General features: G+C 60.3%; 15 protein-coding genes. 9 read left to right on the top strand and 6 right to left on the bottom strand.

Going from position 1 to position 17,226, the window contains the following annotated elements; translation table 11 throughout:
• Positions 1 to 130: 130 nt before the first annotated feature.
• Positions 131 to 2,554, bottom strand: a complete 2,424-nt coding sequence (gene plsB / locus G5179_RS20375; RefSeq protein WP_421258997.1) for a glycerol-3-phosphate 1-O-acyltransferase PlsB — start codon at positions 2,552 to 2,554, stop codon at positions 131 to 133.
• A 204-nt stretch (positions 2,555 to 2,758) separates the two neighbouring features.
• Between plsB and lexA the strand changes: the two genes are divergently transcribed.
• From lexA to dinF, 4 genes are all read left to right on the top strand, one after another.
• The gene (lexA, locus tag G5179_RS20370) at positions 2,759 to 3,382 is read left to right on the top strand and encodes a transcriptional repressor LexA (RefSeq protein ID WP_005339540.1); all 624 of its coding nucleotides are present in this window, start codon (positions 2,759 to 2,761) and stop codon (positions 3,380 to 3,382) included.
• 484 nt (positions 3,383 to 3,866) lie between these two features.
• Positions 3,867 to 4,082 (top strand): hypothetical protein, encoded by a 216-nt coding sequence (locus G5179_RS20365; RefSeq protein ID WP_019446524.1) that lies wholly within the window; start codon positions 3,867 to 3,869, stop codon positions 4,080 to 4,082.
• 210 nt (positions 4,083 to 4,292) lie between these two features.
• Positions 4,293 to 4,919: an SCO family protein gene (locus tag G5179_RS20360; RefSeq protein WP_421258996.1), complete on the top strand. Its 627-nt coding sequence runs from the start codon at positions 4,293 to 4,295 to the stop codon at positions 4,917 to 4,919.
• A gap of 2 nt (positions 4,920 to 4,921) precedes the next feature.
• Entirely contained in the window at positions 4,922 to 6,283 is a 1,362-nt protein-coding gene (gene dinF / locus G5179_RS20355; RefSeq protein WP_421258995.1) for an MATE family efflux transporter DinF, read from the top strand.
• Between the two features lie 13 nt (positions 6,284 to 6,296).
• Here dinF and trmL read toward each other — a convergent pair whose 3' ends face one another.
• The 3 genes from trmL to G5179_RS20340 form a co-directional block, all read right to left on the bottom strand.
• Entirely contained in the window at positions 6,297 to 6,761 is a 465-nt protein-coding gene (gene trmL / locus G5179_RS20350) for a tRNA (uridine(34)/cytosine(34)/5-carboxymethylaminomethyluridine(34)-2'-O)-methyltransferase TrmL (protein WP_005339545.1), read from the bottom strand.
• A gap of 74 nt (positions 6,762 to 6,835) precedes the next feature.
• A complete protein-coding gene (locus G5179_RS20345) occupies positions 6,836 to 8,206 on the bottom strand; it encodes an ATP-binding protein (protein WP_421258994.1) in 1,371 nt (456 codons plus the stop codon).
• The gene (locus G5179_RS20340; RefSeq protein ID WP_216952361.1) at positions 8,188 to 8,883 is read right to left on the bottom strand and encodes a response regulator; all 696 of its coding nucleotides are present in this window, start codon (positions 8,881 to 8,883) and stop codon (positions 8,188 to 8,190) included. Before G5179_RS20340 ends, G5179_RS20345 begins: the two co-directional genes overlap by 19 nt.
• An 85-nt stretch (positions 8,884 to 8,968) precedes the next feature.
• Here G5179_RS20340 and G5179_RS20335 point away from each other — a divergent pair, with 85 nt between their 5' ends.
• The 4 genes from G5179_RS20335 to G5179_RS20320 all read left to right on the top strand — a co-directional run bounded on the left by G5179_RS20335 (position 8,969) and on the right by G5179_RS20320 (position 12,425).
• Positions 8,969 to 9,880: a cation diffusion facilitator family transporter gene (locus tag G5179_RS20335; RefSeq protein WP_216952360.1), complete on the top strand. Its 912-nt coding sequence runs from the start codon at positions 8,969 to 8,971 to the stop codon at positions 9,878 to 9,880.
• An 8-nt stretch (positions 9,881 to 9,888) separates the two neighbouring features.
• Complete coding sequence (cysE, locus tag G5179_RS20330) at positions 9,889 to 10,668, top strand: serine O-acetyltransferase (protein ID WP_005339552.1); 780 nt, start codon at positions 9,889 to 9,891, stop codon at positions 10,666 to 10,668.
• Positions 10,669 to 10,688: 20 nt separating this feature from the next.
• The gene (locus tag G5179_RS20325) at positions 10,689 to 11,969 is read left to right on the top strand and encodes a hypothetical protein (RefSeq protein ID WP_337073809.1); all 1,281 of its coding nucleotides are present in this window, start codon (positions 10,689 to 10,691) and stop codon (positions 11,967 to 11,969) included.
• A 246-nt stretch (positions 11,970 to 12,215) separates the two neighbouring features.
• Positions 12,216 to 12,425: a cell division protein ZapB gene (locus G5179_RS20320; protein WP_005342050.1), complete on the top strand. Its 210-nt coding sequence runs from the start codon at positions 12,216 to 12,218 to the stop codon at positions 12,423 to 12,425.
• A 77-nt stretch (positions 12,426 to 12,502) separates the two neighbouring features.
• Here the strand turns inward: G5179_RS20320 and elbB are convergent, their stop codons facing one another.
• Entirely contained in the window at positions 12,503 to 13,153 is a 651-nt protein-coding gene (elbB, locus tag G5179_RS20315) for an isoprenoid biosynthesis glyoxalase ElbB (protein WP_421258993.1), read from the bottom strand.
• A 400-nt stretch (positions 13,154 to 13,553) separates the two neighbouring features.
• Between elbB and polA the strand changes: the two genes are divergently transcribed.
• Positions 13,554 to 16,319 (top strand): DNA polymerase I, encoded by a 2,766-nt coding sequence (gene polA, locus G5179_RS20310; protein ID WP_245099245.1) that lies wholly within the window; start codon positions 13,554 to 13,556, stop codon positions 16,317 to 16,319.
• Between the two features lie 86 nt (positions 16,320 to 16,405).
• Here the strand turns inward: polA and G5179_RS20305 are convergent, their stop codons facing one another.
• Positions 16,406 to 16,948 (bottom strand): gamma carbonic anhydrase family protein, encoded by a 543-nt coding sequence (locus G5179_RS20305; RefSeq protein WP_421236369.1) that lies wholly within the window; start codon positions 16,946 to 16,948, stop codon positions 16,406 to 16,408.
• Between the last annotated feature and the right edge of the window lie 278 nt (positions 16,949 to 17,226).

The raw sequence follows: 17,226 nt of genomic DNA, 5'->3' as shown, positions 1-17,226 counted from the left end.
TTCGTTTCACACCTTGTCCCATCGGGTTCTCCATGTATTGGGGGGAAAGGTGTAAACCATATTCAGGACGGGACAAAAACTTGATAAAAAGAAGGCCGCATCATGCGGCCTTCTTTGTTTGCGTTGCAGATTAGAGCTGATTGCCTGCCTGAATGGTGCGGCGGATCTTGTTGCTCAGCAGCGGCACTATGTTGTCGGCCAGCGCCTGGAAGCGGCCGAGATCCGGCTTGCACTCTGGGGAGAGGTAACCCTCCTTGCGCAAGGTGTGGATCAGGGTGCTGAACAGCTTCTGGTCGAAGAACTCGGGGGCGTTGATGCCGTGCAGGGTGCCGAGGCGCTCTGCCATCATCAGGCCATCCGCCTCCAGCTGCTCCGCTTCGATATGGGGTTGGGCCAGCACCCGGGTCAGCACGATGGCGTAGCGTTGCAGGGTCTCCTGAATGCTCTCCGCCAGCAGCAGCAGGCGCATCTGGTTGGCCGGATTGACCCAGTAGCCGTCATCGCGGGTCTCGATCAGCTGCTGGGTCTGCAGCGCGTCGAGCAGGCTGTCAACCAGCGCCGGTAGCTCCTCCTCTTCATAACGCAGGAACAGCTCGGTCTTAAGCAGCGGATAGATGTCGATGCAACGAGCCATGATCTCGCTGCGGGAGATCCCCTCGCAGCGTTCGATTAGTGCCGCCACCAGAGAAGGCATGGCGAACAGGTGGAGGATGTTGTTGCGGTAGTAGGTCAGCAGGATCGCCTGATAGCGGTCGAGACTGATGATCTGACCCAGCTTGTCCTCGCTCACCTCGAACTTGTTGAGCTCCATCGCCTGATCCAGCAGGGTCTTGGCATCCTCATCCGGAATGGTGCTCTGCGGGCTGTAAGGCACCGCCTTGAGCAGATCCAGATAGGTGTTGAGCTGGGCCTGCAACTCGTCGCGGGTCAGGGCGTGGCGCTCGGCGGCCAGCAGCGCCAGCGCACTCAGGGTCAGGCCGTTGACCGCGGCAGCGCCGTTGATGCGGGTCATCAGCAGTTCGGCCAGATTGTTGACAGTGCCCGCCATCCACTCCGGACGCTCCTCTTCCCCGATGTGCTTTTTCCAGTCGGGGATATGTTCGCTCAGGTAGCTGTTGAGGGTCAGCGGTTCGCCGAAGTTGACGAAACCACGGCCGTAGTTGCGCAGCTTGCGCAGGATGCCGAGCACCTGCAGGAAGCTCTCTTTCTCCTTGCGACTCCCCTTAAGCTCGTTGTGGTAGGTGTTCACCTCCATCACGTGCTCGTAGCCCAGATAGACGGGCACCAGAGTGACCGGCCTGTCCAGCCCGCGCATCATCGCCTGCAGGGTCATCGCCAGCATGCCGGTCTTGGGCGGCAGCAGACGGCCGGTACGGGAGCGACCACCCTCGGTGAAGAACTCTACCGAGTAACCCTTGGCAAACAGCAGGTTGAGGTATTCCCGGAATACCGTGCTGTAGAGCGGGTTGCCCTTGAAGGTGCGGCGAATGAAGAAGGCGCCGCCGTGGCGGAAGATGGGGCCCGCCGGCCAGAAGTTGAGGTTGATGCCTGCCGCGATATGGGGCGGCACCATCCCCTGGTGGTAGATGACGTAGGAGAGCAGCAGGTAGTCCATGTGGCTGCGGTGACAGGGAACGTAGACGATCTCGTGCCCTTCCTGCGCCAGCTGGCGTACCTTCTCGGCGCCATTGACCGACAAACCGCGGTAGAGCTTGTTCCACAGCCAGCCGAGGAAGCTCTCGCCCAGGCGGATCAGCCGGTAAGAGAAGTTGGAGGCGATCTCGTCCATGTAGCCATGGGCACGCTTTTGCGCCTTCTCGAGGCTGATCCCTTCGCGCTGGGCCTCCTCTTCAATCGCCTGCTGGATCACCGCGGAGTCGAGCAGCTGCTTGAACAGCAGGTTGCGGTTCGGCAGTTTCGGGCCGGTGGCAGCCAGCTGCTGACGGCTGAAGTGGGTACGGGCCACTCGTGCCAGCTTGTGGGCGATCGCCTCGTCGGTGCCGTGTTTGTCCGCCATATAGCGCAGGGAAAGCGGCGGCGAAAAGCGCACCAGATTCTCGCGACCCTTGAGGATCACGATGAGCGCCTTCTTCAGCCGGTTCGGCGCCAGGCTGCTGATGATGTTGAGGTCGGAGGCTTCTTCCCCTTCCCGACCCGGAGCGCGGCCCCAGAACAGGGTGACGGGCACCACCTGGATATCCAGCTCGGGATCCTGCTTGTGCAGATCCAGCAGCTGGTGGAACTCCTGCAGGAAGGGGAGCGGTTTGCTGCGTTTGCCAAACAGGGGAGGCGGACGGTCCAGACAGACATAGCGCGGCAGCAGCTGGCCGTTGAGCTCCAGCGGCGTGAAGGGGCCGGGCAGACCGAGATCCTCGCAGCACTGCTGCAAGGTCATCAGGTCGGTGATCGAACTGGTTTTCAGGGCATAGACGATGGGTCTGGCCGGATCCAGATTGAGTTCTGTGATGGGATTTTCCGGCAGGCTCTTGTGATTGACCAAGCCGCTGACCGGCCATTGCAAGATGGCTCTGGAAATCTTCTGTCCTAGGGACATGTGCGTCTGCTCTCCAAAAAAATGCGGCGTGAGCATAGCAAATCGACAGCCCCTTGTCGCCGAGAGGTACGATGAGTCGGCTGCGCAGGATCAAAACAGTAGTAAATGAGGGGTTGGTCGCGACAAATGTCAGCTGCGCCTTGCCTTGGCCACTGCACTGTATATACTGCCAGTGTGCTGTATAAAAAGACAGGTGCCAATTCTATGAAACCCCTTACCCCCCGCCAGGCCGAAGTGCTGGAGCTGATCAAGGTGAATATGAGCGAAACCGGCATGCCGCCGACTCGTGCCGAGATTGCCCAGAAGCTTGGTTTCAAGTCGGCCAATGCGGCCGAAGAACATCTGAAGGCCCTGGCCAAAAAAGGGGTCATCGAGATCATGCCGGGCACGTCCCGCGGCATTCGCCTGTTGCTCGAAGAGGAAGAGGTGCTTGAAGAAAGCGGCCTGCCGCTCATCGGCAAGGTGGCTGCCGGTGAACCTATCCTGGCTCAGGAGCATATCGAGAGCCACTATCAGGTGGATCCCGCCCTGTTCCATCCGCGCGCAGATTTTCTGCTGCGGGTGCAGGGGATGAGCATGAAGAACATCGGCATTCTGGATGGCGATCTGCTGGCAGTGCACAAGACCCAGGAGGTGCGCAACGGTCAGGTGGTCGTCGCCCGTCTCGATGAGGATGTCACCGTCAAGCGCTTCCAGCGCAAGGGCAGTCAGGTATGGCTACTGCCGGAAAATGAAGAGCTCTCCCCCATCGAGGTGGATCTCTCCTGCCAGCAGCTCACCATCGAAGGACTGGCTGTCGGGGTGATCCGCAACGCCGACTGGATGTAATCATCTCCGCCAACTGCGTTTGCCACACGGCCTCCTTCGGGAGGCCGTGCTGTTTCTGGCACACTTTCCCTGTCATATCAAACAGATCATCGGTGGCGGCATTTTTGTCCTGCGCGACCGGCTACCAATCATCCATTTCAGATATATGCTCAGATCAGTGCCCTGTCGCCGAGACAGGCCTGGGCACCTCCCTCTGACCATCACAATGCGTCGGTACGGAAGGGCCGGTAACAACGAGAATCGGGCAGTACACCTTCACGGGATATGAAGGGGGAGTGGGGAGATCCCGAGCCTTGTCAGGCAAAGGGGACCACTCGTAATGGTTGCAGATAGTCGTGACGGGCCTGTTCCCAGTTCAGGCCGACGAAGCAACATGACCTGTCGGTCAAGGAGGACTGGTATGGCATCAAGATCGCCATGGGATTCAGAGGCTGGGGCTGCGCCAGCGGAATCGTCAATCACCCGTTTCGTCAAAGGTAGCCGGATGACCTGGTTTTACGGTCTCTGGCTGCACCATCGTGGTTCGCACTGGACGCTCTGGCTGGGATGCCCGAAAGAGAAGGTGGTGCGTCTGGTGCTGCTGTTCAAGCGTGGTCACGGTGATCGCCAGGGGGAAGAGGGCTGGCTGGCCCCCGTGATTCCCATCGGCGTGCGGGCCATCGGCAAGATGTTGCAGCAGGGGCGTAACGCTCGCCCCTGAGCAGAAGAGACAAACAAATCCATCCATAACCGGCACCCGAGGGGGCCGGTTTTTTTATGGCCGCAACTGGCGATTAATTATGCCAAATGGTCGACTCCTGACAGGGCGTTGCACAAGGTTGAACCACCTTGGCGGCTCGCTGGGGTACAATGCCCCCCTCTTGTCCGGTCACTGCTGGCCATCTGCCTCGAACTGAAAGGGTCTCTTGTTATGATGAAGCTCCGCTATCCCCTGCTCTTTCTGCTGCTGACAGCCTGCCTGATCCTGGTGTTTTACGCCACGCAGCCAGAGCAGCCGGAACAGGCCGACTACTATCCGGCGGGGCGGGACATCAATGAGTTCGCCTTTACCGATGCGGACAACCAGCCGTTCACCCCTGCCAACCTGAAGGGGCACTGGACCTTCCTGTTTGTCGGCTACACCTTCTGCCCCGATATCTGCCCCACCACCCTGGCAGATATGCGCTCCGTCTATGACCAGCTGAAGAAAATGGCGCCCGACAGTCAGGTGGTGTTTATCTCGGCGGATCCCCAGCGTGACGACATTCCACGCCTCAAGACCTATACCGCCTTCTTCAATCCCGAGTTCAAGGCGGCCACTGCCCCCCACGACAAGCTGTTCCCGTTCGTGCGCAATCTGGGGCTCATCTACTCCATCGCTAATCAGGGGGAGAAGGATTACCTGATCGATCACTCCGCCTCCATCGTGCTCATCAATCCCAAGGGCAAGCTGCAGGCGGTATTCCGTCCGCAAGTGGCGCCGGGTCAGGTGCCCCGGGTGCAGATGGCCACCATGCTCTCTGACTTCGCCCGCATTCTGAAGCTGGCAGGCCACTGAGCGTGACCCCAGCTGTTGCCCCCTGGTGGCGAGACCCCTCTCGCCACCGCGCTGTCTTTGCGCTCGCCCTGCCCATGGTTTTTTCCAATATCACCACCCCCTTGCTGGGGCTGGTGGACACCTGGGTGATCGGTCATCTCGGTCAGGCCTGGTTTCTGGGGGGCGTGTCGGTCGGTGCGACCCTGATCAACCTCATCTTCTGGCTGCTCGGCTTCTTGCGGATGTCGACCACCGGCCTGACGGCGCAGGCGCACGGCGCCGCCGACGGTCGTGCCCAGCTCGATACCCTGCTGCGGGCGCTGGGTCTGGCCATTGCTCTCGGCCTGACGCTGCTGCTGTTGCTCTTCCCGCTGTTGCCACGGCTGATCGCCCTGAGTGGCGGCTCGCCCGAGGTGCAGCTTTATGCGGGCCAATATGTGGCGGTGCGGATCTGGAGCGCCCCGGCGGCGCTCTGCAATCTGGTGATCATGGGCTGGCTGTTGGGGATGCAGGATGCCCGCAGCCCCATGGTGATGCTGATCCTCACCAATCTGGTCAATATGGCGCTCGATGCCCTGTTTGTGCTGGGACTCGGCTGGCAGGTGCGGGGTGTGGCGGCAGCCTCGGTCATGGCGGACTACTGCGCGCTGGCAGTCGGTATCTGGCTGGTACGCCGTCAGCTGCGGCAACTGGCGCCGACGGTGTGGCAGGATGGCTGGCAGCGCTGGCGGCAGCTTGCGCCCATGGTGCGGTTGCTCGGCCTCAACCGCGATATCTTCCTGCGCTCCCTCTGTTTGCAGCTCTGCTTTGCCTTTATGACCTTGCAAGGGGCACGATTGGGGGACGTGGCGGTGGCCGCCAATGCGGTGCTGCTCAACTTCCAGATGCTTATCTCCTACGGACTCGATGGTTTTGCCTATGCGGTGGAGGCCATGGTAGGACGAGCCATCGGTCAGCGGGATCGGCAGAAACTGCGGGAGGCCATCGTGCTCAATCTGGGCTGGGCCGCCCTCATTGCCAGTGGTTTTACCCTGGTGTTTGCCCTCTTTGGTGCCCACCTTATCGGCTATATCACCGACATTCCGGCCGTGGTGGCGGAGGCACATCGTCAGCTTCCCTGGCTGATCGCCATGCCCTTGCTGGCGGTCTGGTGCTTCCTGCTGGATGGCGTATTTATCGGGGCGACCCGGGCGCGGGAGATGCGCAACAGCATGTTGCTGGCCGCGTTTGGCGGCTTCTTCCCGATCTGGTGGCTCTGTCAGTCGTGGGGCGTGGCCGCGTTATGGGCAGCGATGGCGGCGCTGATGGTGGGGCGAGGTCTGTCGCTGGGGGTTACTTGCTGGCGGCTGGAGCGCAGCGGGCGCCTGATCGACGCCCGCCACTGATCATCGGTGGCGCTTACATGGCACCGTCGTAGCCGAGCTGGCGCCAGCTCTCGTAGACGAAGACTGACACCGCGTTGGAGAGGTTCATGCTGCGGCTCTGGGGCACCATAGGGATGCGCAGCCGCTGCTCGAATGGCAGACTCTCGATGATCTCGATGGGCAGGCCGCGACTCTCCGGGCCAAACAGCAGGGCATCGCCAAGGGCATATTGTGCTGCCGAGTGCGCGGTGCGGCCCTTGGTGGTGCAGGCAAACACCCGCTTGGGCGCCACGGCAGCCAGAAAAGCCTCATAGCTTGGCCAGCGCTTCACCTCGGCAAACTCGTGATAGTCGAGTCCCGCCCGCTTTACCCGCTTGTCATCCCACTCAAATCCCAGCGGCTCGATCAGATGGAGCCGGTAACCGGTATTGGCGCAAAGCCGGATGATATTGCCGGTGTTGGGCGGAATTTCCGGCTGGTAGAGGACGATATCGAGCATGACGAGCTCCTGCAAAGAGATGTAAAGCCAAGAAGGGGCGCCAGCATACCCAGCGCCCGTCCGGATGAAAAGGATCAGGCGATGGGCAAGCGGATGGTGATGGTCAGCCCGGTGGGATGATTGTTGCTGGCCGCAATGGTGCCGCCGTGGCGCTGGATCGCCTCCGAGGCGATGGCCAGCCCCAGCCCGGTGCCGCCAGTCTTGGCGTTGCGGGCATCATCGACCCGGAAGAAGGGCTGGAACAGCAGCGCCTGTTGCTCGTCAGGCACCCCTGGGCCGTCATCCCGAATGGTCATAACCCACTCCAGTCCTTCCCGATACCAGTCCACCTTGATGAACTCGCGGGCATATTTGAGGGCGTTGCGCAGGGGGTTCTCCACCGCCCGGGCCAGCAGCTCTGGCCACATCTGGATCGACTCTGCGGGCAGTGGCGGCAGTCTGAGCTGTTTGCCGCTCTGGTTTGCCTCGAACATGGCATCTTCGAGGATGGGCTCCAGCAGGTCGGCCAGCGGCTGCACGATGGGGGCCTCCACATGCTGCTGCACCCGAGACAGATCCAGCAGATCGCCGATCAGCTTGTCCAGCCGCCCGATCTCCGATTCGATCCGCGCCAACTCGGCGCTGTCACCCTGCTTGCGGCGGATCAGCGCCTGCGCCAGTTGCATCCGGGTGAGGGGGCTGCGCAGCTCGTGGGAGATATCGGAAAGCAGCTGTTTCTGCTTCTGGATCATGCTCTTGAGCGTCTCCACCATGCGGCTGACGTTATCCGCCAGCTGGCCGATCTCGTCGCCCCGTCCCAGATTGGGGATCTGTACCTCCAGATTGCCGGCCGCCAGTTGGGAGACCGATTTCTGCAACTGCAGGATGGGGCGGGTCAGCCGCCAGGCGAGCAGCAGGCAGAGCGGGGTGCTGACCAGCATCGAGATGCCCAGAATGCGGATCGGGTGATCCAGCACCTGTATGAACAGGAACAGGTAGGGGTTCTCGGCATTGAGGCCGAAATAGACGTGATAGCGATGGCCGCGGTGCTCCATCAGGAAGGGACCAGCGATCGCCTTGCGATCCTCGTTGCCCAGCATGGGTTTGGCCGGGTCATCGGCGTCCACCATAAAGCGCACCACAAACTTGCGCGGATGGGTGGTGGACTGGATCTGCCCCCTCTCGTCGCGCAGGTAGACATTGTCCACCGGGAGCATGGCGATCTTGTCCATCGTTTTGGCCAGATCGAAATCCTGATTCGGATCGGCAGCGTTGAGCAGGGCCTGCACATTTTTCTGCATTCGCACCGCCTCATGGGTCGGCAGCGGGATCTGGTTGCGAGGATCCAGAGTGGGCAGGCTGATCACGGCGGCCAGCATCACCAGCAGCATGAACCAGAACCAGAGGAAGATGTGGGTCGATATGCCGTTGAGGGAGCTGGTACTCTTTATTCTTGCTCTAGCCACAGGTAACCGCGCCCCCGTACGGTTTTGAAGCGGGGCTGGCCATCACTGCGGTCCGGCAGCTTCTTGCGCAGGTTGCTCAGGTGCATGTCGATGGCCCGATCGAAGGGCTCCAGCTTCTTGCCAAGCACCTGTTCGGAGAGGTGGCTCTTGCTGACAATCTGGCCGGGATTGCGCAGCAGGCACTCCAGCAGCCCGAATTCGGTGGCGGTCAGCTCCAGCAGTTGTACGCCGCAGCGGGCCTGCTGCAGGCCGGGTTGCAGCACGATATCCATGAAGTGCACTTCGTCGGAGGAGCTGCCACGCTGGGGCGGGGCACTCTGGGTACGGCGCAGGATGGCGCGAACCCGGGCCAGCAGCTCCCGATCGTCGAACGGCTTGGCCAGATAGTCGTCGGCACCCGCTTCCAGACCGTTAACCCGATCCTGGCTGTCGCCACGAGCGGTCAACATCAGCACCGGGGTTTCATGGGTCTTGCGCAGCTTGGTCAGCATGGCAAAGCCGTTGAGTTTGGGCATCATCACGTCCAGCAGCACCAGATCGAAGCCCTGCTCCGCCAGCCGTTGCAGCCCCTCTTCACCATCCTCGGCGACCGTGACCTGAAATCCTTCCAGGGTCAGAATTTCGGTGAGCAGCTGGGTCAATTCAAGATCGTCGTCGACCAGGAGTATTCTGTTCATCGGGTGTTATTCCGCAGATTTTCGCGCCAAACTGACGCCGGGGTCAGGGTATAATAAGTTTTTCATCGCCAGAGGAAAGCCGGTTTTGAGCCATCAACAATATTCCCGTTGGGTTACCTTTGCCAGCATGGCGGCCGTCACGACTGCCACCCTGCTCATCATCGGCAAACTGATCGCCTGGCTGATGACCGACTCGTCGACCCTGCTGGCGTCGCTCACCGACTCTTTTATGGATGTGAGTGCCTCCATCATCAACCTGCTGGCCATTCGCTATGCGCTGGCCCCCGCCGATGATGAACACCGCTTCGGTCACGGCAAGGCGGAGTCTCTGGCGGGGCTGATCCAGTCGGCCTTTATCTCCGGTTCCGCATTGCTGCTGGTGATGCACGGCATCTCCTCCCTGCTCAAACAGGCACCTATTGAACGGTTAGAGGCGGGTCTCTGGGTTAGTGGCGGTTCCATTGTGCTGACCCTGCTGCTGGTCAGTTTCCAGAGTTTCGTTATTCGCAAGACCAACAGCGTGGCCATCAAGGCGGACATGTTGCACTACCGCTCCGATCTGCTGCTCAACGCCGGTGTCTTGCTGGCGCTGGTGCTGGCGGGGCAGGGGTGGTACTGGGCTGACGGCCTGTTTGCCATCCTGATCGGGTTGTTCCTGTTGTGGGGGGCGGGACATATCGGCTACGAGTCGGTGCAGGCCCTGCTCGATCGTCAGTTGCCAGCGGAAGAACAAGCGAGAATAATGGCCCTCTGCTGCGCCGTCGAAGGGGTACACGGCGTACATGACCTGCGCACCCGTCAATCCGGGCCGACCCGATTCGTACAGTTGCATCTGGAACTGGATGATCAGATCCCCCTGGTCAAGGCCCATCAGATCGCCGATGAAGCCGAGCTGGCGGTTCGCCAGGCATTCGAGCGGATGGATGTCATCATCCACATGGACCCCATCTCGGTGCTGACAAAAGAACAACAGAGCCCTCACCCAGAACAACAGTAGGCTGCAACATGGATGAACTGGTTGCCAAAACTTGGCACAAAATTCAGCAAGAAGCGGAGTGCATGGCGGCCCAGGAGCCGATGCTGGCCAGCTTCTTCCACTCCACCATTCTCAATCACAAGAATCTGCGTTCGGCGCTGAGCTTCCAGCTGGCCAACAAACTCGACAGCGCCACCATGCCCGCCATCGCCCTGCGCGAGGTGATCGAGCTGGCCCTGCGCAGCGAGCCCGAGCTGCTGACGGTAGTGGCGGCCGACATCTGCGCCGTGCAGGAGCGCGATCCTGCGGTCGACCTCTTCTCCACCCCGCTGCTCTACCTCAAGGGGTTCCATGCCCTGCAGGGGTATCGGGTCGCCAACTGGCTGTGGCGTCAGGGGCGCCGCTCGCTGGCTCTTTATCTGCAGAACCAGATCTCGGTGGTGTTCGGGGTGGATGTGCACCCGGCCGCCCGCATCGGCAAGGGCATCATGTTTGACCATGCCACCGGCATAGTGGTGGGCGAGACGGCGGTGATTGAAGATGATGTCTCCATCCTGCAGAGCGTTACCCTCGGTGGTACCGGCAAGGAGAGCGGCGATCGCCACCCCAAGATCCGCGAAGGGGTGATGATAGGGGCGGGCGCCAAGGTGCTCGGCAATATCGAAGTGGGCGTGGGTGCCAAAATCGGCGCCGGCAGCGTGGTGATCAACCCGGTGCCACCTCATACCACGGTTGCTGGCGTACCCGCCAAGATCGTCGGCCGTCCGGAGTGCGACAAGCCTTCACTGGATATGGATCAGTGTCTCTGATCTCCTGACCGGAGGCGTCGATGGCCAAACGCTGGTCGGGTTATCTGATTTTGGGGATGTGGCTGCTCAACCTGCTTCATCTCTATCTGGGTCTCTCCCCCTGGCCCGCGGCCATTGCAGCCTGGGGGGCGTCACTGCTCACCTGGCCCTGGCTGGTAGGGGCCGCCAGGCGGCAGGCGCTGGCCCTGTATAGTGCCGCCCTGCTGCTGTTGATCTTCTCCTGGTGGCAGGGCGCGACCCTCATTGCCGGTGACTGGCTGCTGCCCAATATCAATATGCTCACCATGTTTGCCGCGGTGAGCACCCTCAACCTTGCCACTTCCGGCTTGCTGACCGGCACCACCTCCTGGACCGGGCGCAAAGGGCTGTGGAGCACCATGGCCAGCCTCAATCTGCTGGGGGCGGTCATCAATCTCTCGGTGCTCTTTATCATCGGCGATCGGCTGGAGCGTAATGGCACCCTGGAGCGGCGTCAGGTGATGGTGCTGAGCCGGATCTTCTGTGCCGCCGCCTTCTGGTCACCCTTCTTTGTCGCCATGGCGGTGGCGCTCACCTATGCGCCGGGCTTGCAGCTCTCCCATATTCTGCCGTTCGGGATCCTCGCCGCCTTGCTGGCGATGGGGCTGACTGCCTGGCAGGTGGAGAGGACCGGAGTGGCCGACTTTGCCGGTTATCCGCTGCGGTTGCAGACACTGGGGTTGCCAGTCACGCTGGCGTTGCTGGTACTGCTCATCAAGCAGATCTGGCCCCAGCTCGGCATTCTGGCGGTGATCGCACTGGTGGCCCCGCTGCTGGCGCTGCTCTTTATGCCGAGGACAGGGCGCAAGGCGGCCCTCAAGCGGCAGGTGGTGGAGCGTTTCCCCGCCATCGGCGGTCAGCTGGTGCTGTTTCTGGGGGCCGGTTTGTTGGCGGCAGGCATCAACAGTGCGCTGTCGGTCATCGATTTCGGTGCCGGTCACGGCCTGCCGCTGTTCAACCACTTTGGCTGGCTGGAGGCATCCCTCACTCTGCTGCTGATCCTGCTGGTGGCCATCGTCGGGGTGCATCCGCTCATCAGTATCTCCGGGCTGGCGCCACTGCTCTGGCCGTTGGCGCCGGATCCCAGCCTGCTCGGTATGTGTTTCCTGCTGGGATGGGGGCTTGCCACCGGCACCAGTCCGCTCTCCGGATCCAATCTGGCGCTGGCCTCCCGTTACAACCTCAGTGCCGGGCTGATCCTGCGCTGGAACCTGCTTTACGGCCTGCTGATGTATGTGGTCGCCTGTCTGTTGCTGGGGGCTTATATCGCCTTGCATGGATAGCGACCGTGCCATCAGGATGGCATCAATGATGCGTTGGTAGCGGCGCTTTTTAGGTACGGTTTAGAGTGTTGTCGCGGCTCGGGCGCAGGATGCGAGAAAAATAGACGCATATTTAGACAATACATCTATGGAAGGCGCATTTTACAGCGCACTGGCTTGTTTGTGCCGATAGGCTCGGGGTATGCTGGCTCCACGCGCTTGAATCGCCCTCTGTGGGGCATCGCAATTGAACAAACAGGTATGCATATGTCACTAGAAGTCCTTGAGCAACTCGAATCCAAAGTACAATCCGCTGTCGACAACATCTCCCTGCTGAAGATGGAGCTGGACGAGCTGAAAGAACAGAACAGCAAGCTGCAAGACGAGAACCATCAGCTGCGTAACGAGCACGCTGCTTGGCAGGAGCGTCTGCGTGCCCTGCTGGGTAAAATGGATCAGATGGGCGAAACCATCTAATTCATCGCCTTCAGGCAGAATTGAAAACGGGCCGCTCTATGAGCGGCCCGTCTATTTTTGTTTTGGCGGGATGGGAATTACAGCGCCAGCAGTTGTTTGACTGTCTTCTCGATGCCGTCCGCGGCTTCGACTATGTTGTTGGCCAGCATGTAGGCGGGGGTGGAGATCACCTTGCGCTCCTGATCCACCACAAACTCGTTGACCGGGCAGTTGAGATGGCTGCCACCCATCTCCTCGATGGCGTTGGCGGTGCCCTCGTCATGGCCGATGGTCGCCAGCGTTCCAGCACCATATATCAGCGGGATCATGGCGGGCGCGATGCAGATATAGGCGGCCGGTTTATTGGCTTTGGCAAAGCTCTGGCACGCTTTCAGCACATCGGGCTGGATCTGGCATTCGGCGCCCCTGATTGCGAAGTCGCACAGGTTTTTGGCAGCGCCAAAGCCACCGGGCACCAGCAGGGCGTCATAATCTACCGCATCCAGCTCGGCCACATCCTTTATCTGACCACGGCAGATGCGGGCCGCTTCGACCAACACATTGCGGCTCTCTCCCTCGCTCACTTCACCGGTCAGGTGGTTGATGACATGGAGCTGTACCACGTTCGGGGCGAAGCACTGGACGGCGGCTCCCTGACGGGCCAGCGCCAGCAGGCTGATGACGGCCTCGTGGATTTCGGCCCCGTCAAAGACACCGCAGCCACTCAAAATCACGGCCACTTTTTTCATGGCAAACTCCTCGTTGTTGAAAATGTGAGCCAGGATGGATTGTTGTACTTTTGTATGGTTATCGCTCGCCCTCCGCTGGTCAAGTCATCTTGCTGTGCTAGGATTGTTTCGTTTTGGATCCTGCCGTACCTACTCCCTTAAATCTTTTTCCACATTGATCGAGATCATTCTAACTGTCTTGCGATCGGTTTTTGCGATCTCAATATATTGTTTTTAATGGTTTTTTATATTCTTATGCACAGTTTTGTCACTGTGCACTCTGATGCACTCCATTTTTGAACACAGAGTTATCCACAGGCTGAGTCCAGTTATCAGGCGTTGTGTACTGTTGCTACGCCCCTTGGTGTGAGGGGGGGCCTGTGGCATCCTAGCGGCTGTTTATCTCTGGCAGGACGATTTCATGGCCCCTAGCAACCCCCTTATTCTGGTCGACGGCTCCTCTTATCTTTACCGCGCCTTCTTCGCCTCCCAGCAGGCCGATCTGCGCACATCGACCGGTTTGCCAAGCGGCGCCGTCCGTGTCATGGCCAACATGATGCGCAGCCTGCGCAAGCAATATCCTGACTGTCATGTGGCCGTGGTGTTTGATGCCAAGGGCAAGACCTTCCGCGATGACATCTATCCCGAGTACAAGGCGACCCGTGCCAGCATGCCGGACGATCTGCGCAGCCAGGTCGCGCCTATCCACCAGATGATCAAGGCGATGGGCTTCCCCTTCCTGATGGTGGAGGGGGTGGAGGCTGACGACGTGATCGGCACCCTGGCCCGCCAGGCGACCGAGAAGCAGCTGCCGGTACTGATCAGCACAGGTGACAAGGATATGGCACAGCTGGTCTCCGACCATGTCACCCTGATCGACACCATGAAAGATGTGAAGACCGATAGGGAAGGGGTGATCGAGAAGTTTGGCGTACCGCCCGAGCTCATCATCGACTATCTGGCTCTGATGGGGGACAAGGTCGACAACATTCCCGGCATGACCGGCGTCGGTGAAAAGACTGCACTGGCCCTGTTGCAGGGGATTGGCAGCATCGACGAGATTGCCGCCAACCTCGACAAGGTAGCTGCGCTCGGCTTCCGTGGCTCCAAGGCGTTCGCCGACAAGTTCCGCGAGCAGGAGGAGCAGGTTCGCCTCTCCTATCGACTGGCGACCATCAAGACCGATGTCGAGCTGGAACAGAGTCTGGAAGAGCTGTTGCTCAAGCCGGTCGACAAGGAGTCCCTGCTGGCGGTCTATCGCGAATACGAGCTGCGCAACCTGATCAAGGAGCTGGAATCCGGTGGTGAAGAGGGCAGCGAGAGCGCCGGACAAGACGAGGCTGGCGATGAGAGCGCCGCTCCGGTTGCCGCCATCGAAACCGACTACCGCTGCATTCTGGACGAAGCCGAGTTTGACGGCTGGCTGGAACAGCTGAAAGCGGCACCGTTGTTTGCCTTCGATACCGAAACCACCAGTCTCGACTATATGGAGGCGCGGATCGTCGGTGTCTCCTTCGCGGTTGAGCCGGGCAAGGCTGCTTATGTGCCGTTTGGCCACGACTATCTGGGGGCACCGGTACAGCTGAGCGAGGCCGTGGTACTGGGCAAGCTCAAACCGCTGCTGGAAGACCCGACCCGTCTCAAGGTGGGGCAGAACCTCAAGTACGACCGCAACGTGCTGCTCAATCACGGTATCGAGCTGCAGGGTATCGCCTACGACACCATGCTCGAGTCCTACGTGCTCAACTCCACCGCCAGCCGTCACGACATGGATTCACTGGCCCGCAGGTATCTGAACGCCGAGACCATCTCGTTCGAAGAGATCGCCGGCAAGGGGGTCAAGCAGCTCACCTTCAACCAGATCGAGCTGGAGCAGGCGGCTCCTTACGCGGCGGAAGATGCCGACATCACCCTGCGTCTGCATCAGGCGCTGTGGGGCAAGCTCTCTGCCGAGCCGGGTCTCGCCAAGGTGTTCAGCGAGATCGAACTGCCGCTGCTGCCGGTGCTGGCGCGGATGGAGCGGCTCGGTACCACCATCGAACCCAAGCTGCTGCATCAGCAGAGCCAGGAGATCGAAGTGCGTCTGGCAGAGCTGGAGAAACAGGCTCACGAGCTGGCAGGGCAGGAGTTCAATCTCTCCTCGCCCAAGCAGCTGGGGGAGATCCTCTTCACCAAGCTGGGGCTGCCGATCATCAAAAAGACCCCCAAGGGTGCCCCATCCACTGCGGAAGAGGTACTGGCCGAGCTGGCGGAGACCTATGAGCTGCCGCAACTGCTGATGGAGCACCGTGGGCTGGCCAAGCTCAAGTCCACCTACACCGACAAGCTGCCGCTGATGATCAAGCCGCAGACCGGGCGGGTGCACACCTCCTATCATCAGGCGGTGGCGGCGACCGGCCGGCTCTCCTCCACCGATCCCAACTTGCAGAACATCCCGGTACGCAACGAACAGGGGCGCCGCATCCGGCAGGCCTTCATCCCGTGCGCCGGTTACAAGCTGGTGGCGGCGGACTACTCCCAGATCGAGCTGCGCATCATGGCGCACCTCTCCGGCGACAAGGGTCTGCTGACCGCTTTCGCCGAAGGCAAGGACATCCACAAGGCGACCGCCGCCGAGGTGTTCGGGGTGGCGCTCGAGGCGGTGACCAGCGACATGCGCCGCAGTGCCAAGGCGATCAACTTCGGCCTCATCTACGGCATGAGTGCCTTCGGTCTGGCCAAGCAGCTGGGGATCGGTCGTGCCGAAGCGCAGAAGTACATGGATCTCTACTTCGAGCGCTACCCGGGCGTGCTGGAGTATATGGAGCGCACCCGTCAGCAGGCGGAAGCCCAGGGGTATGTCGAGACCCTGTTTGGTCGTCGCCTCTATCTGCCGGATATCAAGTCCCGCAACGCCGGTCTGCGCAAGGCTGCCGAACGGGCCGCCATCAACGCCCCGATGCAGGGCACGGCCGCCGATATCATCAAGCGCGCCATGATCAACGTGGATAGCTGGATCCGCGGTATCGAGGATGAGTCGATCCGCATGCTGATGCAGGTACACGATGAACTGGTGTTCGAGATCCGCGAAGAGAAGCTGGAGGAGTACACCGCCATCATCAAGGAGAAGATGTCGGCCGCAGCCGAACTGCATGTGCCGCTGCTGGTTGAAGCGGGTACCGGTGACAACTGGGATCAGGCCCACTGATTTCCGGTCAGCCGTTCTGCACGGCTATATAGCTATATAAGAAGCGAAGCCCGGCATCATGCCGGGCTTCTTCATCTCTGCCGTTCCTATAACGTCTCTTGCAGATACTCATCCTTGAGCAGGACATAGTTGTCCGCCGAGGTTTTGAGGAAGGCGAGCTCGGCCGGTTTGAGCGGGCGAGCCTGTTTAACGGGATTCCCTATATATAGAAAGCCCGACTCGAGTCGCTTGCCCGGTGGCACCAGTGAACCTGCGCCGATCATCACATCATCTTCAACCACGACGCCATCAAGCAGAATGGCACCCATGCCGACCAGCACCCGGTTGCCGATGGTGCAGCCGTGAAGCATCGCCTTGTGACCCACAGTGACATCTTCACCGATCAGCAGCGGATAGCCGGTTGGGTTGCTGGCGCTCTTGCGAGTCAGGTGCAGCACAGTGCCGTCCTGAATATTGCTGCGGGCGCCGATGCGGATATGGTTCACATCCCCCCGCGCCGCCACCATGGGCCAGATGCTGGCATCATCGGCCAACTCGATATCGCCCACCAGTGTTGCGCAGGGGTCTACATACACCCGTTTGCCCAGTTGTGGGCGTTTTTCCTTGTAAGGTCTCAGTCGCAAGTCCATCTTGGCCTCCTTGTTTTCGGCCATTCTAGCAACCTGGAACTCATTTCTGTGGATAAGTTTGTATAAAAGCTGTGGTTGGAGATGAATAACTAAAAAAGTGCAGTTTTTTGCAATTTTATTGCAGGAGAGGGGTTGCCAGAAAGAATCTGTTCCCTATAATGCGCCTCCATCGACAGGGCAAGCGGCAACGCAGAAAGCCAAGTCGATAACCTCGAAAAGCCTTTGAAAATAAGGCTTGACTCGAGAGGGCGGTTGAGTAGAATTCCACTCCCGCAGCA

The sequence above is a fragment of the Aeromonas sp. 600886 genome, assembly GCF_049174935.1.
GTDB classification, from domain to species: domain Bacteria; phylum Pseudomonadota; class Gammaproteobacteria; order Enterobacterales; family Aeromonadaceae; genus Aeromonas; species Aeromonas veronii_A.
This window is presented reverse-complemented; position numbering and strand designations above follow the sequence as displayed.

Coding starts and splice junctions, on each gene's coding strand:
- G5179_RS20325 (WP_337073809.1), top strand. CDS start 10,689: ATGGCCAAACGCTGGTCGGGTTATCTGATTTTGGGGATGTGGCTGCTC.
- lexA (WP_005339540.1), top strand. CDS start 2,759: ATGAAACCCCTTACCCCCCGCCAGGCCGAAGTGCTGGAGCTGATCAAG.
- G5179_RS20320 (WP_005342050.1), top strand. CDS start 12,216: ATGTCACTAGAAGTCCTTGAGCAACTCGAATCCAAAGTACAATCCGCT.
- G5179_RS20365 (WP_019446524.1), top strand. CDS start 3,867: ATGACCTGGTTTTACGGTCTCTGGCTGCACCATCGTGGTTCGCACTGG.
- trmL (WP_005339545.1), bottom strand. CDS start 6,761: ATGCTCGATATCGTCCTCTACCAGCCGGAAATTCCGCCCAACACCGGC.
- elbB (WP_421258993.1), bottom strand. CDS start 13,153: ATGAAAAAAGTGGCCGTGATTTTGAGTGGCTGCGGTGTCTTTGACGGG.
- cysE (WP_005339552.1), top strand. CDS start 9,889: ATGGATGAACTGGTTGCCAAAACTTGGCACAAAATTCAGCAAGAAGCG.
- plsB (WP_421258997.1), bottom strand. CDS start 2,554: ATGTCCCTAGGACAGAAGATTTCCAGAGCCATCTTGCAATGGCCGGTC.
- G5179_RS20340 (WP_216952361.1), bottom strand. CDS start 8,883: ATGAACAGAATACTCCTGGTCGACGACGATCTTGAATTGACCCAGCTG.
- G5179_RS20360 (WP_421258996.1), top strand. CDS start 4,293: ATGATGAAGCTCCGCTATCCCCTGCTCTTTCTGCTGCTGACAGCCTGC.
- polA (WP_245099245.1), top strand. CDS start 13,554: ATGGCCCCTAGCAACCCCCTTATTCTGGTCGACGGCTCCTCTTATCTT.
- G5179_RS20305 (WP_421236369.1), bottom strand. CDS start 16,948: ATGGACTTGCGACTGAGACCTTACAAGGAAAAACGCCCACAACTGGGC.